General features: G+C 66.9%; 16 protein-coding genes. 4 read left to right on the top strand and 12 right to left on the bottom strand.

Annotation, left to right across the window (positions count from 1 at the left end):
• Positions 1 to 909, top strand: coding sequence for a ParB/RepB/Spo0J family partition protein (locus QZ546_RS01355; RefSeq protein WP_294233454.1), 909 nt, complete (start codon positions 1 to 3; stop codon positions 907 to 909).
• Positions 910 to 1063: 154 nt separating this feature from the next.
• Here QZ546_RS01355 and holA read toward each other — a convergent pair whose 3' ends face one another.
• From holA to QZ546_RS01335, 4 genes are read right to left on the bottom strand one after another with little or no spacing between them, the layout of a single operon-like run.
• On the bottom strand, positions 1064 to 2083 hold the full coding sequence (holA, locus tag QZ546_RS01350) for a DNA polymerase III subunit delta (protein WP_294233451.1): 1020 nt from the start codon (positions 2081 to 2083) through the stop codon (positions 1064 to 1066).
• 13 nt (positions 2084 to 2096) lie between these two features.
• On the bottom strand, positions 2097 to 2627 hold the full coding sequence (gene lptE, locus QZ546_RS01345) for an LPS assembly lipoprotein LptE (protein ID WP_294233446.1): 531 nt from the start codon (positions 2625 to 2627) through the stop codon (positions 2097 to 2099).
• Positions 2624 to 5125, bottom strand: a complete 2502-nt coding sequence (gene leuS, locus QZ546_RS01340; protein ID WP_294233443.1) for a leucine--tRNA ligase — start codon at positions 5123 to 5125, stop codon at positions 2624 to 2626. Before leuS ends, lptE begins: the two co-directional genes overlap by 4 nt.
• 13 nt (positions 5126 to 5138) lie before the next feature.
• A complete protein-coding gene (locus QZ546_RS01335; protein WP_294233439.1) occupies positions 5139 to 5573 on the bottom strand; it encodes a DUF3576 domain-containing protein in 435 nt (144 codons plus the stop codon).
• A gap of 220 nt (positions 5574 to 5793) precedes the next feature.
• Here QZ546_RS01335 and QZ546_RS01330 point away from each other — a divergent pair, with 220 nt between their 5' ends.
• Positions 5794 to 6501: a hypothetical protein gene (locus QZ546_RS01330; RefSeq protein ID WP_294233436.1), complete on the top strand. Its 708-nt coding sequence runs from the start codon at positions 5794 to 5796 to the stop codon at positions 6499 to 6501.
• A gap of 237 nt (positions 6502 to 6738) precedes the next feature.
• Here QZ546_RS01330 and QZ546_RS01325 read toward each other — a convergent pair whose 3' ends face one another.
• On the bottom strand, positions 6739 to 7278 hold the full coding sequence (locus QZ546_RS01325; protein ID WP_294233433.1) for a thiamine phosphate synthase: 540 nt from the start codon (positions 7276 to 7278) through the stop codon (positions 6739 to 6741).
• A gap of 22 nt (positions 7279 to 7300) precedes the next feature.
• On the opposite strand from QZ546_RS01325, the gene QZ546_RS01320 reads away from it, so the two are divergent.
• Both QZ546_RS01320 and QZ546_RS01315 read left to right on the top strand, forming a co-directional pair.
• Positions 7301 to 7960 carry a YggS family pyridoxal phosphate-dependent enzyme gene (locus QZ546_RS01320; protein WP_294233431.1) on the top strand — a complete coding sequence of 220 codons (660 nt, stop codon included), beginning with the start codon at positions 7301 to 7303 and terminating at the stop codon, positions 7958 to 7960.
• Complete coding sequence (locus QZ546_RS01315; RefSeq protein ID WP_294233428.1) at positions 7957 to 8625, top strand: HAD family phosphatase; 669 nt, start codon at positions 7957 to 7959, stop codon at positions 8623 to 8625. Before QZ546_RS01320 ends, QZ546_RS01315 begins: the two co-directional genes overlap by 4 nt.
• Positions 8626 to 8742: 117 nt before the next feature.
• Here QZ546_RS01315 and ribA read toward each other — a convergent pair whose 3' ends face one another.
• The 7 genes from ribA to QZ546_RS01280 all read right to left on the bottom strand — a co-directional run bounded on the left by ribA (position 8743) and on the right by QZ546_RS01280 (position 14742).
• Positions 8743 to 9792 carry a GTP cyclohydrolase II gene (gene ribA / locus QZ546_RS01310; RefSeq protein ID WP_294233425.1) on the bottom strand — a complete coding sequence of 350 codons (1050 nt, stop codon included), beginning with the start codon at positions 9790 to 9792 and terminating at the stop codon, positions 8743 to 8745.
• Positions 9789 to 10571: an exodeoxyribonuclease III gene (locus QZ546_RS01305; RefSeq protein ID WP_294233422.1), complete on the bottom strand. Its 783-nt coding sequence runs from the start codon at positions 10569 to 10571 to the stop codon at positions 9789 to 9791. Before QZ546_RS01305 ends, ribA begins: the two co-directional genes overlap by 4 nt.
• Positions 10572 to 10967: 396 nt before the next feature.
• Entirely contained in the window at positions 10968 to 11600 is a 633-nt protein-coding gene (locus QZ546_RS01300; RefSeq protein ID WP_294233419.1) for an outer membrane lipoprotein carrier protein LolA, read from the bottom strand.
• Positions 11601 to 11667: 67 nt separating this feature from the next.
• Entirely contained in the window at positions 11668 to 13071 is a 1404-nt protein-coding gene (locus tag QZ546_RS01295) for a carbohydrate porin (protein ID WP_294233416.1), read from the bottom strand.
• A gap of 261 nt (positions 13072 to 13332) precedes the next feature.
• Positions 13333 to 13794, bottom strand: coding sequence for a peptide-methionine (R)-S-oxide reductase MsrB (msrB, locus tag QZ546_RS01290; protein WP_294233414.1), 462 nt, complete (start codon positions 13792 to 13794; stop codon positions 13333 to 13335).
• 17 nt (positions 13795 to 13811) lie between these two features.
• Positions 13812 to 14459, bottom strand: a complete 648-nt coding sequence (locus QZ546_RS01285; protein ID WP_294233411.1) for a DsbA family oxidoreductase — start codon at positions 14457 to 14459, stop codon at positions 13812 to 13814.
• A 79-nt stretch (positions 14460 to 14538) separates the two neighbouring features.
• Positions 14539 to 14742 (bottom strand): hypothetical protein, encoded by a 204-nt coding sequence (locus QZ546_RS01280; RefSeq protein ID WP_294233408.1) that lies wholly within the window; start codon positions 14740 to 14742, stop codon positions 14539 to 14541.
• Positions 14743 to 14860: the final 118 nt, after the last annotated feature.

Below are 14860 nucleotides of genomic sequence, written 5' to 3'. Positions count from 1 at the left end.
ATGACGGCCAAACGTCCGCGCCCCGGTCTTGGGCGCGGCCTGGGTGCGCTGCTCGGCGACATCGCGCGTGAGGCACCCATACAGCCGGGCGATCAGCCCACGCCGGGCGGGGTGCGGATGCTGCCCGTCGGATCGCTGTCGCCGCACCCGGACCAGCCGCGTCGCCATTTCGAGGAAGCCGCGCTCGACGAACTCGCCGCCTCGATTGCGGCGCGTGGGCTGATCCAGCCGATCGTCGTCCGGCCGCATGGCAAGGATTATCAGATCGTCGCGGGCGAGCGGCGCTGGCGCGCGGCACAGCGGGCACGGCTGCACGAGGTTCCGGTCGTCGTCCGCGACTTCGACGATGCCCAGACGCTCGAAATTGCGCTGATCGAGAATATCCAGCGCCAGGACCTGAACGCCATCGAAGAGGCGCAGGCCTATCAGCGGCTGGCGGGCGAGTTCGGCCATACCCAGGAAGCGCTGGCCAAGATCGTCCACAAGTCGCGCAGCCATGTCGCCAATCTGCTGCGCCTTCTGGAACTGCCCGACACGGTGCAGGCCCAGGTGGTCACCGGTGCACTGTCGATGGGGCATGCCCGTGCGCTGCTGGGTGCGGACGAGGTCGAGTCGCTGGCGGATCAGGTCATTGCGCGTGGGCTGAGCGTGCGTGAAACCGAAAAGCTCACGCGCGAGGCCAAGGGCGGCGGGCGTAAGGGGAGCAACGGCGCCGACAAGGCCCCTCGCAGCGGCGGGCAGGACGCGGCGGATGCCGATATCGCCGCGCTGGAGGGGCAGCTCGCCGATCTGCTCGGCCTGTCGGTGCGGATCGCGCATGGTGAGAAGGGCGGGACTCTGACCCTGAGCTATTCGACGCTCGATCAGCTCGACATGGTGTGCCAGCGGCTGACAGGTGAGGGGATTTGAAAGCGGGACGCCGGTCTGTTTCGCAGACAGGCGCAACTCGCTTTTGATTTTTGAGCGGGCGGGGCATGGGCTTCGACTTCGCTCAGCCTGAACGGGTTTTGGTATTGTGAACCCCAAACCCCGTTCAGCCTGAGCGAAGTCGAAGGTCACGGGGTCATCCCCGCCGCGCAATCCCCTGCGCGATGATCGTCGCCTCGGACTCCGCCAGCACTGCCCCGGCATTGCCCGGCGCCATCACCGCACGCTCGGCGGCCCGAATGCGGGCCAGCGCCCGCGCCAGCATCGCCGGGCTCCAGCGCCGGAGCGCCCGCGTGGTCTTCGCCTCGTCGCGGAAGAAGACGCGGTGGCGTTTCATCACTGCCTCGACCGGCTCGCCCGCATCCATATCCGCGCGCATCTCGGCCAGTGCGACCAGTCGCCGGGCCAGCGCGCGTAGCCATGGGATAGGCGAGGCGCCACCTTCGTCGAGCAGCGCCAGTTCGCCGCCCAGATCACTCACGCGACCCTCGACCACCGCCTCGACCGCATCGCCCATCTCGACCTCGCCCAGATCGGCACCGATCGCGTCCATCGCGGCGTGATCGACTTCGCGCGGACGGTCGGGGGCGGCGTTGAGATAAAGAGCGATCTTTTCCAGTTCGCGCATCATCACCGAGCGATCGGCAGCGGCCGCGTCGACCAGTCGGGCGGGCACGCCAGCGGCCAGTCGCAGTCCCATCTCGCCGCCGATCGTCGTCGCCAGCCGTTCGGCATCGGCGGCGGTGGGCGCGTAGCAGCCAAAGGCCATGGCGCGCGGCGAATCGAGCGCGAGCTTGACGATCTTGGCGGTCGTCTTGACCGTGGGCGCGATGGCGACGACCGGATTGCCCGCCGATTCCGCCTCAAGCAGGGCGGTGAAGGCCGCAAGCCCCTCCTCGCCGACACTCGCGATGCGGATATGGCGCGGGCCGCCGAACAGCGACATGGCGGCGGCTTCGTCGGTCAGGCGGGCGGGATCGCTCTTCAGCGTCGCCGAATCCAGGTCGATCCGTTCGGCCTCCGGGCCCATCGCCTTTGCCAGCAGCCGCGCCAGTTCGCTCGCCCCCGCCTCATCGGGACCGTGGAGCAGATAGAGGCGGATATCGGCGGAGGGGCGGCCCAGCGCCTGGCGAATCTGGTTGGCGCTGGCTTTCAAGACCGGGGCGCCTTCACGGCCGCGCGGGGGCCATCGCCTCGCCGGGACGCGACCGGGCATAGGTGGCGATTCGCGCGACGATCTCGTCCGCGACGATCACCGACAGCCGTTCCAGCGCGGTGTTTTCGGCGGCGATCGTGGCATATTCGGAGCGGACCACGTCGATCCCGGCATCCGATCCGGCGGTGGCGTCGACCAGCACCGCGTTGCTCGTCTGGTCGATCAGCTGATAACGCGCACGCAGGATGCGCCGTTCACGCACCACCGAATCGTCGCTTCGCACGCCAAGCCCGCGAATCTGATCGTCCAGCTTCACGTCCAGCCGGTACCGGGCATTGGTGCCCTTGGTGCCGCCCAGCCGGTCGTTCAGCGCGTTGGTCATCAGCCAGCCCGCCTTCCCCTGAATCGGCGCAACCTCGATCTGCGACAGGGCGCTCGCGACCGGGCCCGAGCCGCCGCCGGCGTAGAGCGGATGCAGCCCGCAGCCGGTAAGAGTCAGCGTCAACGCCAGACCGGCGGCGATGAGGGGAAGGGGGCGGCTCATGCGACGATGTTCACCAGACGGTCGGGCACCACGATCACCTTTTTCGGGGTCGCACCGTCCAGCGCGCGGACGATCTTGTCCGATGCCAGCGCGGTTGCCTCCAACTGATCCTTGGGCATCCCCTTGGCGATGGTCAGCGTGTCGCGCAGCTTGCCGTTGACCTGCACCGCGACGGTGACCTCGTCCTCGACCAGCAGGCTTTCGTCGACCTCCGGCCAGGCGGCGTCGGCGATCAGGCCCTCTTGCCCCATTCCGGCCCAGGCTTCCTCGGCCAGATGCGGGACCATCGGCGCGACCAGCAACATGGTGGTGCGGATCGCCTCGTTGCGCGCGGCCGAGGGCTTGGCCTTTTCGATGGCGTTGACCAGCTCATACAGCTTGGCAACGGCCTTGTTGAAGGCCAGCGCTTCGATGTCCGCCGCGACGCCCGCAATGGTCTGGTGCAGCTTGCGGGAAAGCGCCTTGTCCTCGCCTTCGGCGGCTTCCGAGCCGTCGAACAGGCGCCACAGCCGCTGGACGAAACGCCACGAGCCCTCAATGCCCGATTCCGACCAGGGCAGATCGCGCTCGGGCGGGCTGTCGGACAGCATGAACCAGCGGACCGCGTCCGCGCCGTACTGATCCACAATGGGTTCGGGATCGACGGTGTTCTTCTTGGACTTGGACATCTTCTCGACGCGGCCAACGGTGATCGGCTGTCCGGTCGCGATTTCGATGCCGTCGCGAATCTCGCCGGGGGCCAGCCAGCGGCCGTCCGAAGACTTGTAGCTTTCGTGCGTGACCATGCCTTGCGTGAACAGGCCCGCAAAGGGTTCCGCCACGTCGATCAGGCCGATATGCTTCAGGGCGCGCGTCCAGAAGCGCGCATAGAGCAGATGCAGGATCGCATGTTCGACGCCGCCGATATACTGGCCGACGGGCAGCCACTGCTTCACCACCTCGGGATCGAACGGGCGATCCTTGGGCTGGCTGGCGAAGCGGATGAAATACCAGGACGAATCGACGAAGGTATCGAGCGTGTCGGTCTCGCGCCGGGCGGGCTTGCCGCAGTTCGGGCAGTCGACATGCTTCCACGTCGCATGGCGGTCGAGCGGATTGCCAGGAACGTCGAAAGTGACGTCCTCGGGCAAAGTCACCGGCAGCTGGTCCTTGGGCACCGGCACCGCGCCGCAATCCTCGCAATGGATGATCGGGATCGGCGTGCCCCAGTAACGCTGGCGGCTGACGCCCCAGTCGCGCAGGCGGTAGACGGTCTGGCCCTGGCCCCAGCCTTCGCTTTCGGCGCGGGTGATGACGGCGGCCTTGGCAGCCTCCACATCCAGCCCGTCGAGGAAACGGGAATTCACGATCGCACCCGGACCGGTATAGGCGGTGTCGCCTTCAAAGGTCAGGTCGGTTGTGCTGCCGTCTGAAACGACGCGGCAAACCTCAAGGCCATATTTCCGCGCGAAATCCAAGTCGCGCTGGTCATGAGCGGGTACACCCATGACCGCGCCGGTGCCGTAATCCATTAACACGAAGTTCGCGATATAGACCGGCAATGTCCAACCCGAGTCGAACGGGTGCAGAACCTCGTAACCCGTGTTGAAACCAAGCTTTTCCTGGGTTTCCAGCTCCGCTGCGGTCGTGCCGCCTGCCTTACAACGTTCGATGAACGCAGCGGCTTCGGGATTCCACTGGGCTACTTCGCGCGCGATCGGGTGGTCCGCCGCGATCGCGATGAAGCTCGCCCCGAAGATCGTGTCGGGTCGCGTCGAGTAGACCTCGATGGCTTCGGTCAACGGCGTGAGAGGCGCGAAGCGGAACTGAAGGCCCTTGCTGCGGCCGATCCAGTTCTCCTGCATCAGCTTCACCTTGTCGGGCCAATGCTCGAGCGTCGTCAGACCCTCCAGCAGCTCGTCGGCGAAGTCGGTGATCTTCAGGAACCACTGGTTCAGCTTGCGCTTCTCGACCAGCGCGCCCGAGCGCCAGCCGCGCCCGTCGATCACCTGTTCGTTGGCCAGCACGGTCATGTCGACCGGGTCCCAGTTGACCGCCGATTCCTTGCGATAGACCAGCCCGCCCGCATACAGGTCGAGGAACAGCGCCTGCTCATGCCCGTAATAATCGGGCTCGCAGGTCGCGATCTCGCGCGTCCAGTCGAGCGCGAAGCCCAGCCGCTTCAGTTGCGCCTTCATCGTCGCGATATTGTCGCGGGTCCAGCCGCCCGGATGGACGCCCTTTTCCATCGCGGCATTCTCGGCGGGCATGCCGAACGCGTCCCAGCCCATCGGGTGGAGCACCTCATGCCCGATCATCCGCCGATAGCGGGCCAGCACGTCGCCCATCGTATAGTTGCGGACATGCCCCATATGGATGCGCCCCGAAGGATAGGGAAACATCTCAAGGACATAGCTACGCGGCTTGGTGCTGTGATCGTCGGCGGCGAAGGTGCGCCGCTCTTCCCAGATCCGCTGCCAGGTCGAATCCGATTTCAGGGCGTTGAAACGCGAGGCCATTCTTCTCGTCTTTTTACTTCGTGATCGAGGCACGGCGCAGGTCGCGCGCCTTGGTCAGGATGATGTCTTCCAGCTTCTGGATGGTCGCGGCCTGGACGGGCGCTTCGACCCACTGGCCGCCACGATTGACTTCGCGCAGGGCGGTCACGCGCAGCGCATCGGCGCGCAGATCCTGGTCCAGGATGGTGACGGTCACCTTCATCCGCTCGGTCGGAACCTGCGGATTAATGTACCAGTCGGTCACGATCACGCCGCCGTTCGAATCCGTCTCGGCCAGCGGCATGAAGCTGAGCGTGTCGAGGCTGGCGCGCCACAGATAGGAGTTCACGCCGATCGTGGTGATCTTCGCGGCGGCCAGGTCACCCTGGGGGCGATCCTTCTTGCTGGCACAGGCCCCGAGCGACAGGGCGGCAATAACCGCGAACGCGGTGGCGGTACGGCGAAGCATCGGCATTATCCTGACTGGGAATAAGGGTTGGCTACAGCCTCTACAGGGGCCCCGGCACCCCGGCAAGCACCCCGCGCGCATGGGCGGTTCCCGGTGATTCTGTGGAGGTTGCGCAACAGTCGGACAAGATTCGCGATTGCGACCGTAACAATGGGATCGCTCGCACCCGATTCCATGTTAGGAGCGATCTCGTAAAAGGGTTTCCAAAAAGGGGTGGACCGTGTCGTTCGGGCGTGTGGTGATCGGAATCGCAATCGGGGCGCTTGCCGCCACGACCGCGATGGTCGCGCCCGCCATCGGCGCGGTGGAGCAGATCAGCCGCGCCACCCCCAAGCGCGCCTTCACCCTGATGCGGGGCGGGTTCACCCCGGCGGCGGCCGATCCGCGGCTCGCGGCGATCTTCGCCAAGGGCGGTCTGGATGCGGGCGACCTGCGCTTCACCCCGGCCGAAAGCCAGCGCGGCGCCAATCGCGCGGTGACGGTGGCCCTGCGCGCGCGGACCAGCCGTACCAATGAGGAACGGATCGCGGCCAACACCGCACCGACGGTCGGCCTGGCGCCGGTCGCCTATAATCTGGGCGCTTCGGTGGGTTGGAAGCGGGTCGCGCTGTCGGGTGATATCGCCCGCGTCGACCTGGCCGGGATGCCCGGCAGCCGCGAGACGGCGGACGTCGCGGTCAGCTATACCGCGAATCGCTTTACCGGCCGCGTAAAGGCATCGTCCGATCGCCCGATCGACGGCGCGCCGAAGCTGGTCGACGTGCCCGCCAACTACTCGCTCGACATGGGCGGATCCTATTCGCTGACCCGCAACTTGGATGTGACGGCGGGCGTCCGCTATCGCTCGGACCGCGAGCGTCTGGCGCGGATCGACGACGATCGCCGCAACAGCCAGGCGGTCTATCTGGGCACCGCCTTCCGCTTCTGATTTCCGATTCGGGCGAAGCGGTTTCTTTTTGTATAGGCGGCAATGACGGTCTCGCCGCCGTTCGGCGCTCTCCATGCGTAGCGCGGGCGACACGCTTAGATCGGTGAGCGCATGGTCGTGACCTGTCGGTTGCTGGTCATGGACATAGGCCGCCACTCCGGCGGGAATGGGCGCCGCCGGGGCGACCGACGCCAATGCGATCGTGGAAGACGTTCTGCTTCTCCATTCCCGTGGCCATCATCGCTGCGGTGGATGACGGGGGCCTGACGAAGGGCGCGCCCATGCGTCGATTGCGGCCCAACCATCAAAGCGCCCCCGCAAGCGTCGGAAACGCGCCGCATCCATACCCCCCAACGCGATCAGCGGCAGGCCCAGTCCGCATCCGATCCGCGCGGCGCGCGACGGGCCCAGCGCCGGGGCACCGGGATGCGAGCGGGTAGGGTGGACGGGCGAGACGAAGAGCAGGTCCGCGCCCGCTTTCCACCCCGCCACCGCCTCGGCGCGGTCATGCGCAGGCCAGCTTCGCAAGCCGGTCGTCCGCCCGCGTTTGTGGATGCCGTCGCCCGGCAGGCCCCCGCCCGCGACCAGAAGAATCAAATGCCGCGCCCGGGCGATTCGCCGCACCCGCCGGTGAATCGCCCGGCGCTCGGCAGGGGGCGTCGCATGGTGGCGGAACACCACGCCCGATCCGGGCGGCAAGGCGCTTAGTGCTCGCCATAGCCCGTCGCCCAACCGCTCGTCGGTCATCAGCCATGTCACGGGGTATCGGTCGGCCATTGCGGGCATTATAGCGCGGGGCATGACCGACGACAGCGTTTCCCGCCTCCACACCGTCTCCGCCGAGCTGCAGCGTGCCGCGAAGCTGGGCGATCATGCCATGCCGACCCTGATCGCGGTGTCGAAGACGCACGACGCCGACACGATCCGCCCGCTGCTGGGTGCCGGGCACCGCGTGTTCGGCGAGAATCGCGTGCAGGAGGCGGCGGCCAAATGGCCCGCGCTGCAAGAGGCCTATCCCGGCGTCGAACTGCACCTGATCGGCCAGCTCCAGTCGAACAAGGCGGCGGATGCGGTCGCGCTGTTCGACGTGATCCACACCGTCGACCGCCCCTCGCTGATCGCCGCGCTGGGCGAAGCGATGGCGAAGAGCGGCAAGCGGCCCGACTGTTTCCTGCAGGTCAATATCGGCGAGGAGGACCAGAAGGGCGGCTGCGCCATCGCCGAGGCGCCTGCGATGCTGGCGGCGGCGCGCGAGGCGGGGCTGCCGATCGTCGGGCTGATGGCGATCCCGCCGCACGGGGTGGACGCTGCGCCCTATTTTGCGCTGCTCGCCAAGATGGCGCGCGAGCTGGGCGTCACAAAGCTCAGCATGGGCATGTCCGAGGATTATGAGGTCGCCGCGATGCTGGGGGCCAGCCATGTCCGCGTCGGCAGCGCGCTGTTCGGAGCCCGCGGATGAGCCGTTTCGCTGCACTGTTGTTCGATTTCGACGGCGTCCTGATCGACAGCGAATATGAGGGCAATCGCCACCTCGCCGAATGGCTGACCGCCAACGGCCATCCGCATACGCCGGAGGAGGCGATGCATCATTATATGGGGCTGGCGGGGCAGGACTTTATCGCCGCGATCGAGGGGCGGATCGGCTACACCCTACCGGACGCCTTTTACGAAGCGCGGCGGGTCGAGGATGTGCGCGCAATGGAAGAGGGCGTCGCGGCGATTGCCGGGGCGGTGGATTTCGTCCGTTCGCTCCCCGCAGATTTCCCAAAGGCAGTGGTGTCGTCCAGCCCGACCTTGTGGCTCAACCGGCATTTGCGCCATCTGGGCCTGCGCGAGGCGTTCGGGGAGCATGTCTATAGCGGGCGCGAGCATGTCACGCGCGGCAAGCCCGCACCCGATCTGTACCTGTTCGCCGCCGACCGGCTGGGTGTGGACATCGCCGACTGCGCGATCCTGGAGGACTCCCCCGTCGGTGCGACCGGCGCGGTGGCGAGCGGCGGCTATGTCATCGGTATGTGCATGGGGACGCACTGCGCGGTCGGGCATGACCAAAGGCTGCGCGAGATCGGCGTGGCCGCGATCGCGCAGGATTATGCGGACGTCCGGCGCGAATTGGGGTTCTGACCTCCCGATCCCCAACCTCCGTTCACGCTGAGCGAAGTCGAAGCGCACGTTCTGCGCTGAGCCACAAAGGCCAATCCCGTGGCCTTCGACTTCGCTCAGTGCGAACGGATGTTTGGGTTAAAGCTGATGCCCGGTCCGGTCCCGCTTGGTCGCCAGATAGCGTTCGTTATGCGGATTGGGCGGCAGGCTGTGCGCGACGCGCTCGATCACCCGGACCCCCGCCGCCTCCAGCCCGGCGACCTTGGCCGGATTGTTGGTCAGCAGCCGCACCTGGTCCTGCCGCATCAGGGTCAGCATCCGCGCCGCCACCCCGAAATCGCGCGCGTCGATCGCAAAGCCCAGGCGCGTATTGGCGTCGACCGTGTCGAACCCCTGATCCTGTAGCTGATAGGCGCGCAGCTTGTTGACCAGCCCGATCCCGCGCCCTTCCTGCCGTAGATAGAGCAGGATTCCCCAGCCGGACTCGGCGATGGCATGGATGGCGGCACGAAGCTGCGGCCCGCAATCGCATTTCAGGCTGCCCAGCACATCGCCGGTCAGGCATTCGCTGTGCAGCCGCACCAAAGGCGGCTGGCCGTTCGGCTGGCCGATCAGCAGCGCGACATGCTCGCCCGCCGCATGGGGCGAGCGGAAGGCGACGATCTCCGCATCCTCCGCCCCCGCCACGGGCAGGCGCGCGCGGGTGGCGATGGCCAGCGCCTCGGCATTTTCATGCGCGGCGATGTCGGCCAGGCCGATCGCCGCCTCGACGCCCGTGCCGCCGATGAAGAAGGCGGGCAGCATCCCGGCGATCCGGGCGAACCGGATCGCCGCCGCGGCGACCGCCGGATCGGGCAGGGGGAGCGCGCGGAACGGACCTTTCAGCGGTGTTGCCAGGTCGAATTGTGGATCGGCCAGCGCCGTCGCGGCGGCGAAGTCAATCCAGGGCGCGCGCTCGACCAGCACGGCGGCGTCGGGATCGGCCGCCTCCAACTGGTTGGTCAGCTTCAGCGTCGCGGCGCGACCCGCCGAGATCAGGACCGGCGCGCGGCCCTCCGGATCGAAGGCGGCGAGGCGCAGCGGGTCGGCGGTCTCCACGGCAAGCAGCGGTGTGCCAGCGATCGCGATCGGCCATCCCCGGCGCAGCGCGTCGATCGCGCGCGCCGCCGCTTTGGAATCCGCGCTCAAAAATCGAATTCCGTCATGATCGGAATATGGTCGGAGGGCTTCAGCCAGCTGCGGCACCCCTCGAACACCTGATGCGCCACCGCCTTCTGGGCCACGTCGCGCGTCGCCCACATATGGTCGAGCCGCCGCCCGCGATCCGATGCCGCCCAGTCCTTCGCGCGGTAGCTCCACCAGGTATAGAGCCGCTGCGGCGCGGGGATGAAATGGCGACCCAGATCGACCCAATCGTTCGACGCCTGCAACCTGGCCAGCGTCTCCACCTCGATGGGGGTATGGCTGACCACGTCGAGCAGCTGCTTGTGACTCCACACGTCCGATTCGAGCGGCGCGATGTTGAAGTCGCCGGTCAGGATCGTCGGGCAACCGAGCTGGCCCGACCATTCGATCATGCGACCGAGGAAATCCAGCTTCTGGCCGAATTTCGGGTTCGCCTCGCGATCGGGCACGTCGCCGCCCGCCGGGATATAGACATTCTCCAGTCGTAAGCCGTTCGGCAGGCGGATGCCGACATGGCGCGCCTCGGCATTGGCCTGCCAGTCGAGGCGGTCGTCCTCGGTGATCGGCACCTTCGCCACGATGGCGACGCCGTGGTGCATCCGCTGGCCGTGGATGATGATGTGGTCGTAACCCAGCGCGCGGAACAGCTCGAAGGGGAAATCGTCATCGACCACCTTCGTCTCCTGAAGACACAGCACGTCGGGGGCGGCGTCCTTCAGGAATTGCTCGACGATGGCGGCGCGGAAACGCACCGAGTTGATGTTCCAGGAGGCGATTTTCACGCGAAGCGATGTAGCGGGGGCAGGAGGGTGAGACAAGATTACCCGCGTTATGGAATGGCGCTGCATATCTCCGTACCACCCCGGCGAAGGCCGGGGTCCAGTTGCGGCGGACCATCGGGGGGCGCGGTGTCTTTGCCTCCCACGCGACGTGATGCGCGTCATCAGCGACATGGCGACTGGGCCCCGGCCTTCGCCGGGGTCGAGAAGAAGAGATGCAGAAAAGGAAAGGCCCTCGCTCCGGGGGCATGGAGCGAGGGCCGACCTAGCGTTCGTCACGCAGGCGGGATGAGGGTGCTCGTTCGAGCAACAGGGGGGAATCTCGAAGACCCCTCAGCCGCAAGGCCTTGATAGGGCAGAGAACCTGTCGCTCGGATGAATGAAACGGCCCGCAATCGTTCAGTTTCGCGCCGCCGTCCTCCGGGGATCGTTGAATCGGAACGCCTTGTCGTCCACCGGCACGCCGAACCGCTGGTTCGACAGGCGAATCGTGGTCCGGTTGTTCTGGCTGTCGAGCGCGACCCAGCCCTGCATCATCAGCCCGCCCGGTGCCGAGGCATCGCGCGCGAAGACCAGGGTGATCTTGCCATATTCGGGATGCTTGGGGTCGTTCGCCTCGACCGAGAGCAGGCGCGAATCGGCGCTGGGCACGATCCTGGCATAGCGGCTGATGTCGCGGCTCGGGTCGAGCAGCACGCCCAGCGGCGAGTTCTTGATCGGCCAGCGCTGCACCTGGCGCACCGAATAGTCGATGAAGGTCAGTGCGCCGCCATCGGCGACGATCAGCAGCGGCACACCCTTTTCATATTGGAAGCGGATCTTGCCCGGCTTCTTCATGGTCAGCGTGCCGGTCAGCACCTTGCCGGCGCGGTCGGTCTGGGTGAAATCGGCGGTCATCGTCTGCACCGATTGCAGGTGACGCTGCACCGCCGCCAGGTCGCCACTCGCCTGGGCCAGCGCGGGGACGGGGGCGGCGGCCATCGCCATGGCGGTCGGCGCCAGCAGGGCGGAGGCCACAATCGAACGGATCATCAATACACTCCTTTGGGCACGCCTGTGCTTGCGCGCCGCCTATTGAACGGGTCGTGAATCAGGCGCGTTACAGGGTGAAGGCAGCCTTCAGCCCCAATATGGTGACGTCGTTGGCCTGCGAATAGCCGCCGGGATGGTGGACGAACTGGACGTTGGGCCGCATCTCCAGCCATTCGGCGGGGTGGACGCTGTAATAGACCTCGGCGGCATATTCGGACCCCTGCACGGCGGGTCGGGTCGGATCGAGCCGCTGCCCGTCCGCGACGCGCCCGTTCACATGGGTGCGCGCCATGCCAAAGCCCAGCACATCGCCCGGCACGGCGGGGACCAGCCCCTTGTAGAACAGCCCGGCCGCGATCTGATTGTCGGTCACGCTGGTCGCGCGGTCGGCCTGCGTCGCGTTCAGGAAGACGCTGAGGCCGTTCTCCGCCTTGCCGTCCTTGGTTGCGCCGGTCAGCTGTTGCTGGATATTGATATAGACGCCGTAGCGGCTGCTGCGCTCTAGCGGCGCCAGGCCGGTGATCGCGATCGGACGACGGTTGATGTCCAGGAACACGTCCGGCGCATCCGCCGTCGCGATCCAGCCGCCCAGCTTGTACGAGCCGATCTTGCCCACGGTCGGGTTGCGGATCCAGCCGATCTCGGCGGGCACCAGCACCCCGGTCGCGCCCTTGAAATGGCCGATGAAGAAATCATTGTCGAGGTTGCGCGGATTGATCTCATACACCGCGCCCTGGACATACAGGTCGTCGCGCGGTTCGTAGCGCAGCCGCGCGCCCCATTGGCTGACCGGCCAGTTCTGCCAATAATCGCCGACCAGATTGCCCGGCTGCGCGCCGCAGAAGCTGAGATTCATGAAGTGGCACGAGAAGATGGCGAAATCCTCGCCCGGATTGGTGCGACCCAGCTTCAGCTCGAACCGCTCGCCGATCCGCTGCTCGTACCAGAATTGGGTCAGGCGGAGCGTCTGGCCACGGCCGTAAACCTCCTGCACCTGTTGCAGCGTGCCCAAATTCGCATCGTCGCTGAGGTTGCGACCGCGCCGATAGGTCAGGGTCGCCTGGAACGCGCCGCCCTTCAGTCCGAAGACCTTCTCCAGATCGAACAGCGCGCCCGCATCGAACTGCCCCGTCTCACGGAACAGCGTCTTGCGCCCGCCGGTGACATTGGCCGCACTTTCGGACGCATAGCGCGCGGTGACGGTGATGCCGCGCTCGTTCAGCCGGGTGCGGATCTTGTGCCAGTCGCCGATGATCCCGGGCGGCGGCGTGCGCCGCGTGTCGGCGGTGATCGCCGAGGGCGCGCTGTCGGAGGGGCGCACCGCGCGACGGCGAGTCGGCGGGCGCTGCGTATCGCCGGTGGCGGCATCGGGGGTGACGCGGGCGGCGGTGGGGACGGGATCAGTCGTCTGCTGCGGCGAAAAGGGTGCCGCGAGCAGCAAAGGTGCCCAGCCCCAGATCGTCGCCATCATCTTTTCCCCTGTTTGCCTGGACTTATCGTTGCGAAGGGCAAACGACCGGGCGGGGAAAAGGTGCCGTAAAGGTTAAGGGCGATTCCTCCCCTGTAAGGGGAGGTGGCAGGCCGCAGGCCTGACGGAGGGGTGTCGCCCTCTCTATAGCGAGTGGCAGGCGGATTGCCCCCCGGCAATCCTCAAACCCGCGGGGCGGGTTTTGACCTGCCACTCCCCTCCGCCAGCTTCGCTGGTCCCCCTCCCCTTGCAGGGGAGGAATGTTTACGCCTCGTCGGCCGCGCGGACCTGGTCGACATACTCCCCGTACCCTTCCGCCTCCATATCCCCCAGCGGCACGAAGCGCAGCGAGGCGGAGTTAATGCAGTAGCGCAGGCCGCCGCGATCGCGCGGGCCGTCGGGGAAGACATGGCCCAGATGGCTGTCGCCATGCGCCGAGCGGACTTCGGTGCGAACCATGCCGTGGGTGGTGTCGGTCAGTTCGTTGACATGGGCAGGCTCGATCGGCCGGGTGAAGCTGGGCCAGCCGCAATGCGAATCGAACTTGTCGGCAGAGGCGAACAAGGGCTCGCCCGAGACGATGTCGACATAGAGACCGGGCTCGCGCGTGTGGAGATATTCGCCGGTGCCGGGACGCTCGGTGCCGCTCTGCTGGGTGACGTAATATTGTTCCGGGGTCAGCCGCGACAGGGCTTCCTCGGTCTTGGCATAACGGGTGTCGGCCATGGGATGTCCTTTCTGGCTCAGGCGTCGGCCGTGATCTGGCGCAGCGCCTGTTCGAACGACTCGGGCGGCTGTCCGCCCGAGATGAGATAGCGATTGTCGATCACGATGGCGGGCACCGACTGGATGCCGCGCCCCTGCCACAGCCGCTCCGCCTCGCGCACCTCGGCGGCGTAGCGGTCGGAGGACAGGATTGCGCGCGCCGCGTCGGCGTCCAGCCCGGCGCGGGTGACGGCGGCGAGCAGCACGGCGTGGTCGGAGATGTCCTCTCCCCGCGTAAAATAGCTGTCGAACAGCGCGTGCTTCAGTGCGGCCTGGCCCCCCTCGATCCCGGCCCAGTGGAGCAGGCGATGCGCGTCGAAGCTATTATAGATGCGCGCATCGTCGCCCATCGCCATGGTGAACCCGACCGCGGCGGCGCGTTCGCGGATAGTGGCGCGATTGGCGGCGGACTGTTCGGGCGTCGCGCCATATTTGCGGCCGATATGCTCGACGATATTCTCGCCCTCGGGCGCCATGGCAGGGTTCAGCTCGAAAGGCTGGAAATGGATTTCGGCCTGCACCGCGTCGCCCATCCGCTCCAGCGCGATCTCCAGCCCGCGCAGGCCGATGATGCACCAGGGGCAGGAGATGTCGGAGACGAAATCAATTCGAAGTGGGCGGGGCATGGACGGTCCTGCAAGATACGACGCCAAGGCCGTCGCCCCGCTTATGTGGGGAAAGGCCCCGCGCCCTGCAACCGCACCGCTATCCGCGCAGCCGCACCCAGGATTCGGGGGGACGGGGGCGGAGCGGGTGGCTGGGATAGACCGTCCGTGGGGTGGGATCCCGGCCCTCGGGCGGGGTCGTGATCCCCGGTTCGGGACGGAAATCGCACCAGCCGCCCTGCGCACGGTGAAAGCGGCCGGGCATGGCGGCGACGTTGGGCCGCGATATGGCGCGCTCAGTCATCTTCGAGTCTCCCGCCATCCTTTCTGCCCGAGTATGACCATCGTAAACACCCGGGAAAAGCCCTGGTTTCAACGGGGTGTCGGATGGACGGAACGCAAGGGCGTGGGCACGGCTTGTG

The sequence above is a fragment of the uncultured Sphingomonas sp. genome (genome assembly GCF_913062585.1).
Lineage (GTDB): Bacteria > Pseudomonadota > Alphaproteobacteria > Sphingomonadales > Sphingomonadaceae > Sphingomonas.
Note: the sequence above shows the minus strand (reverse complement) of the source record. Positions and strands in the feature narration are given on the sequence as shown.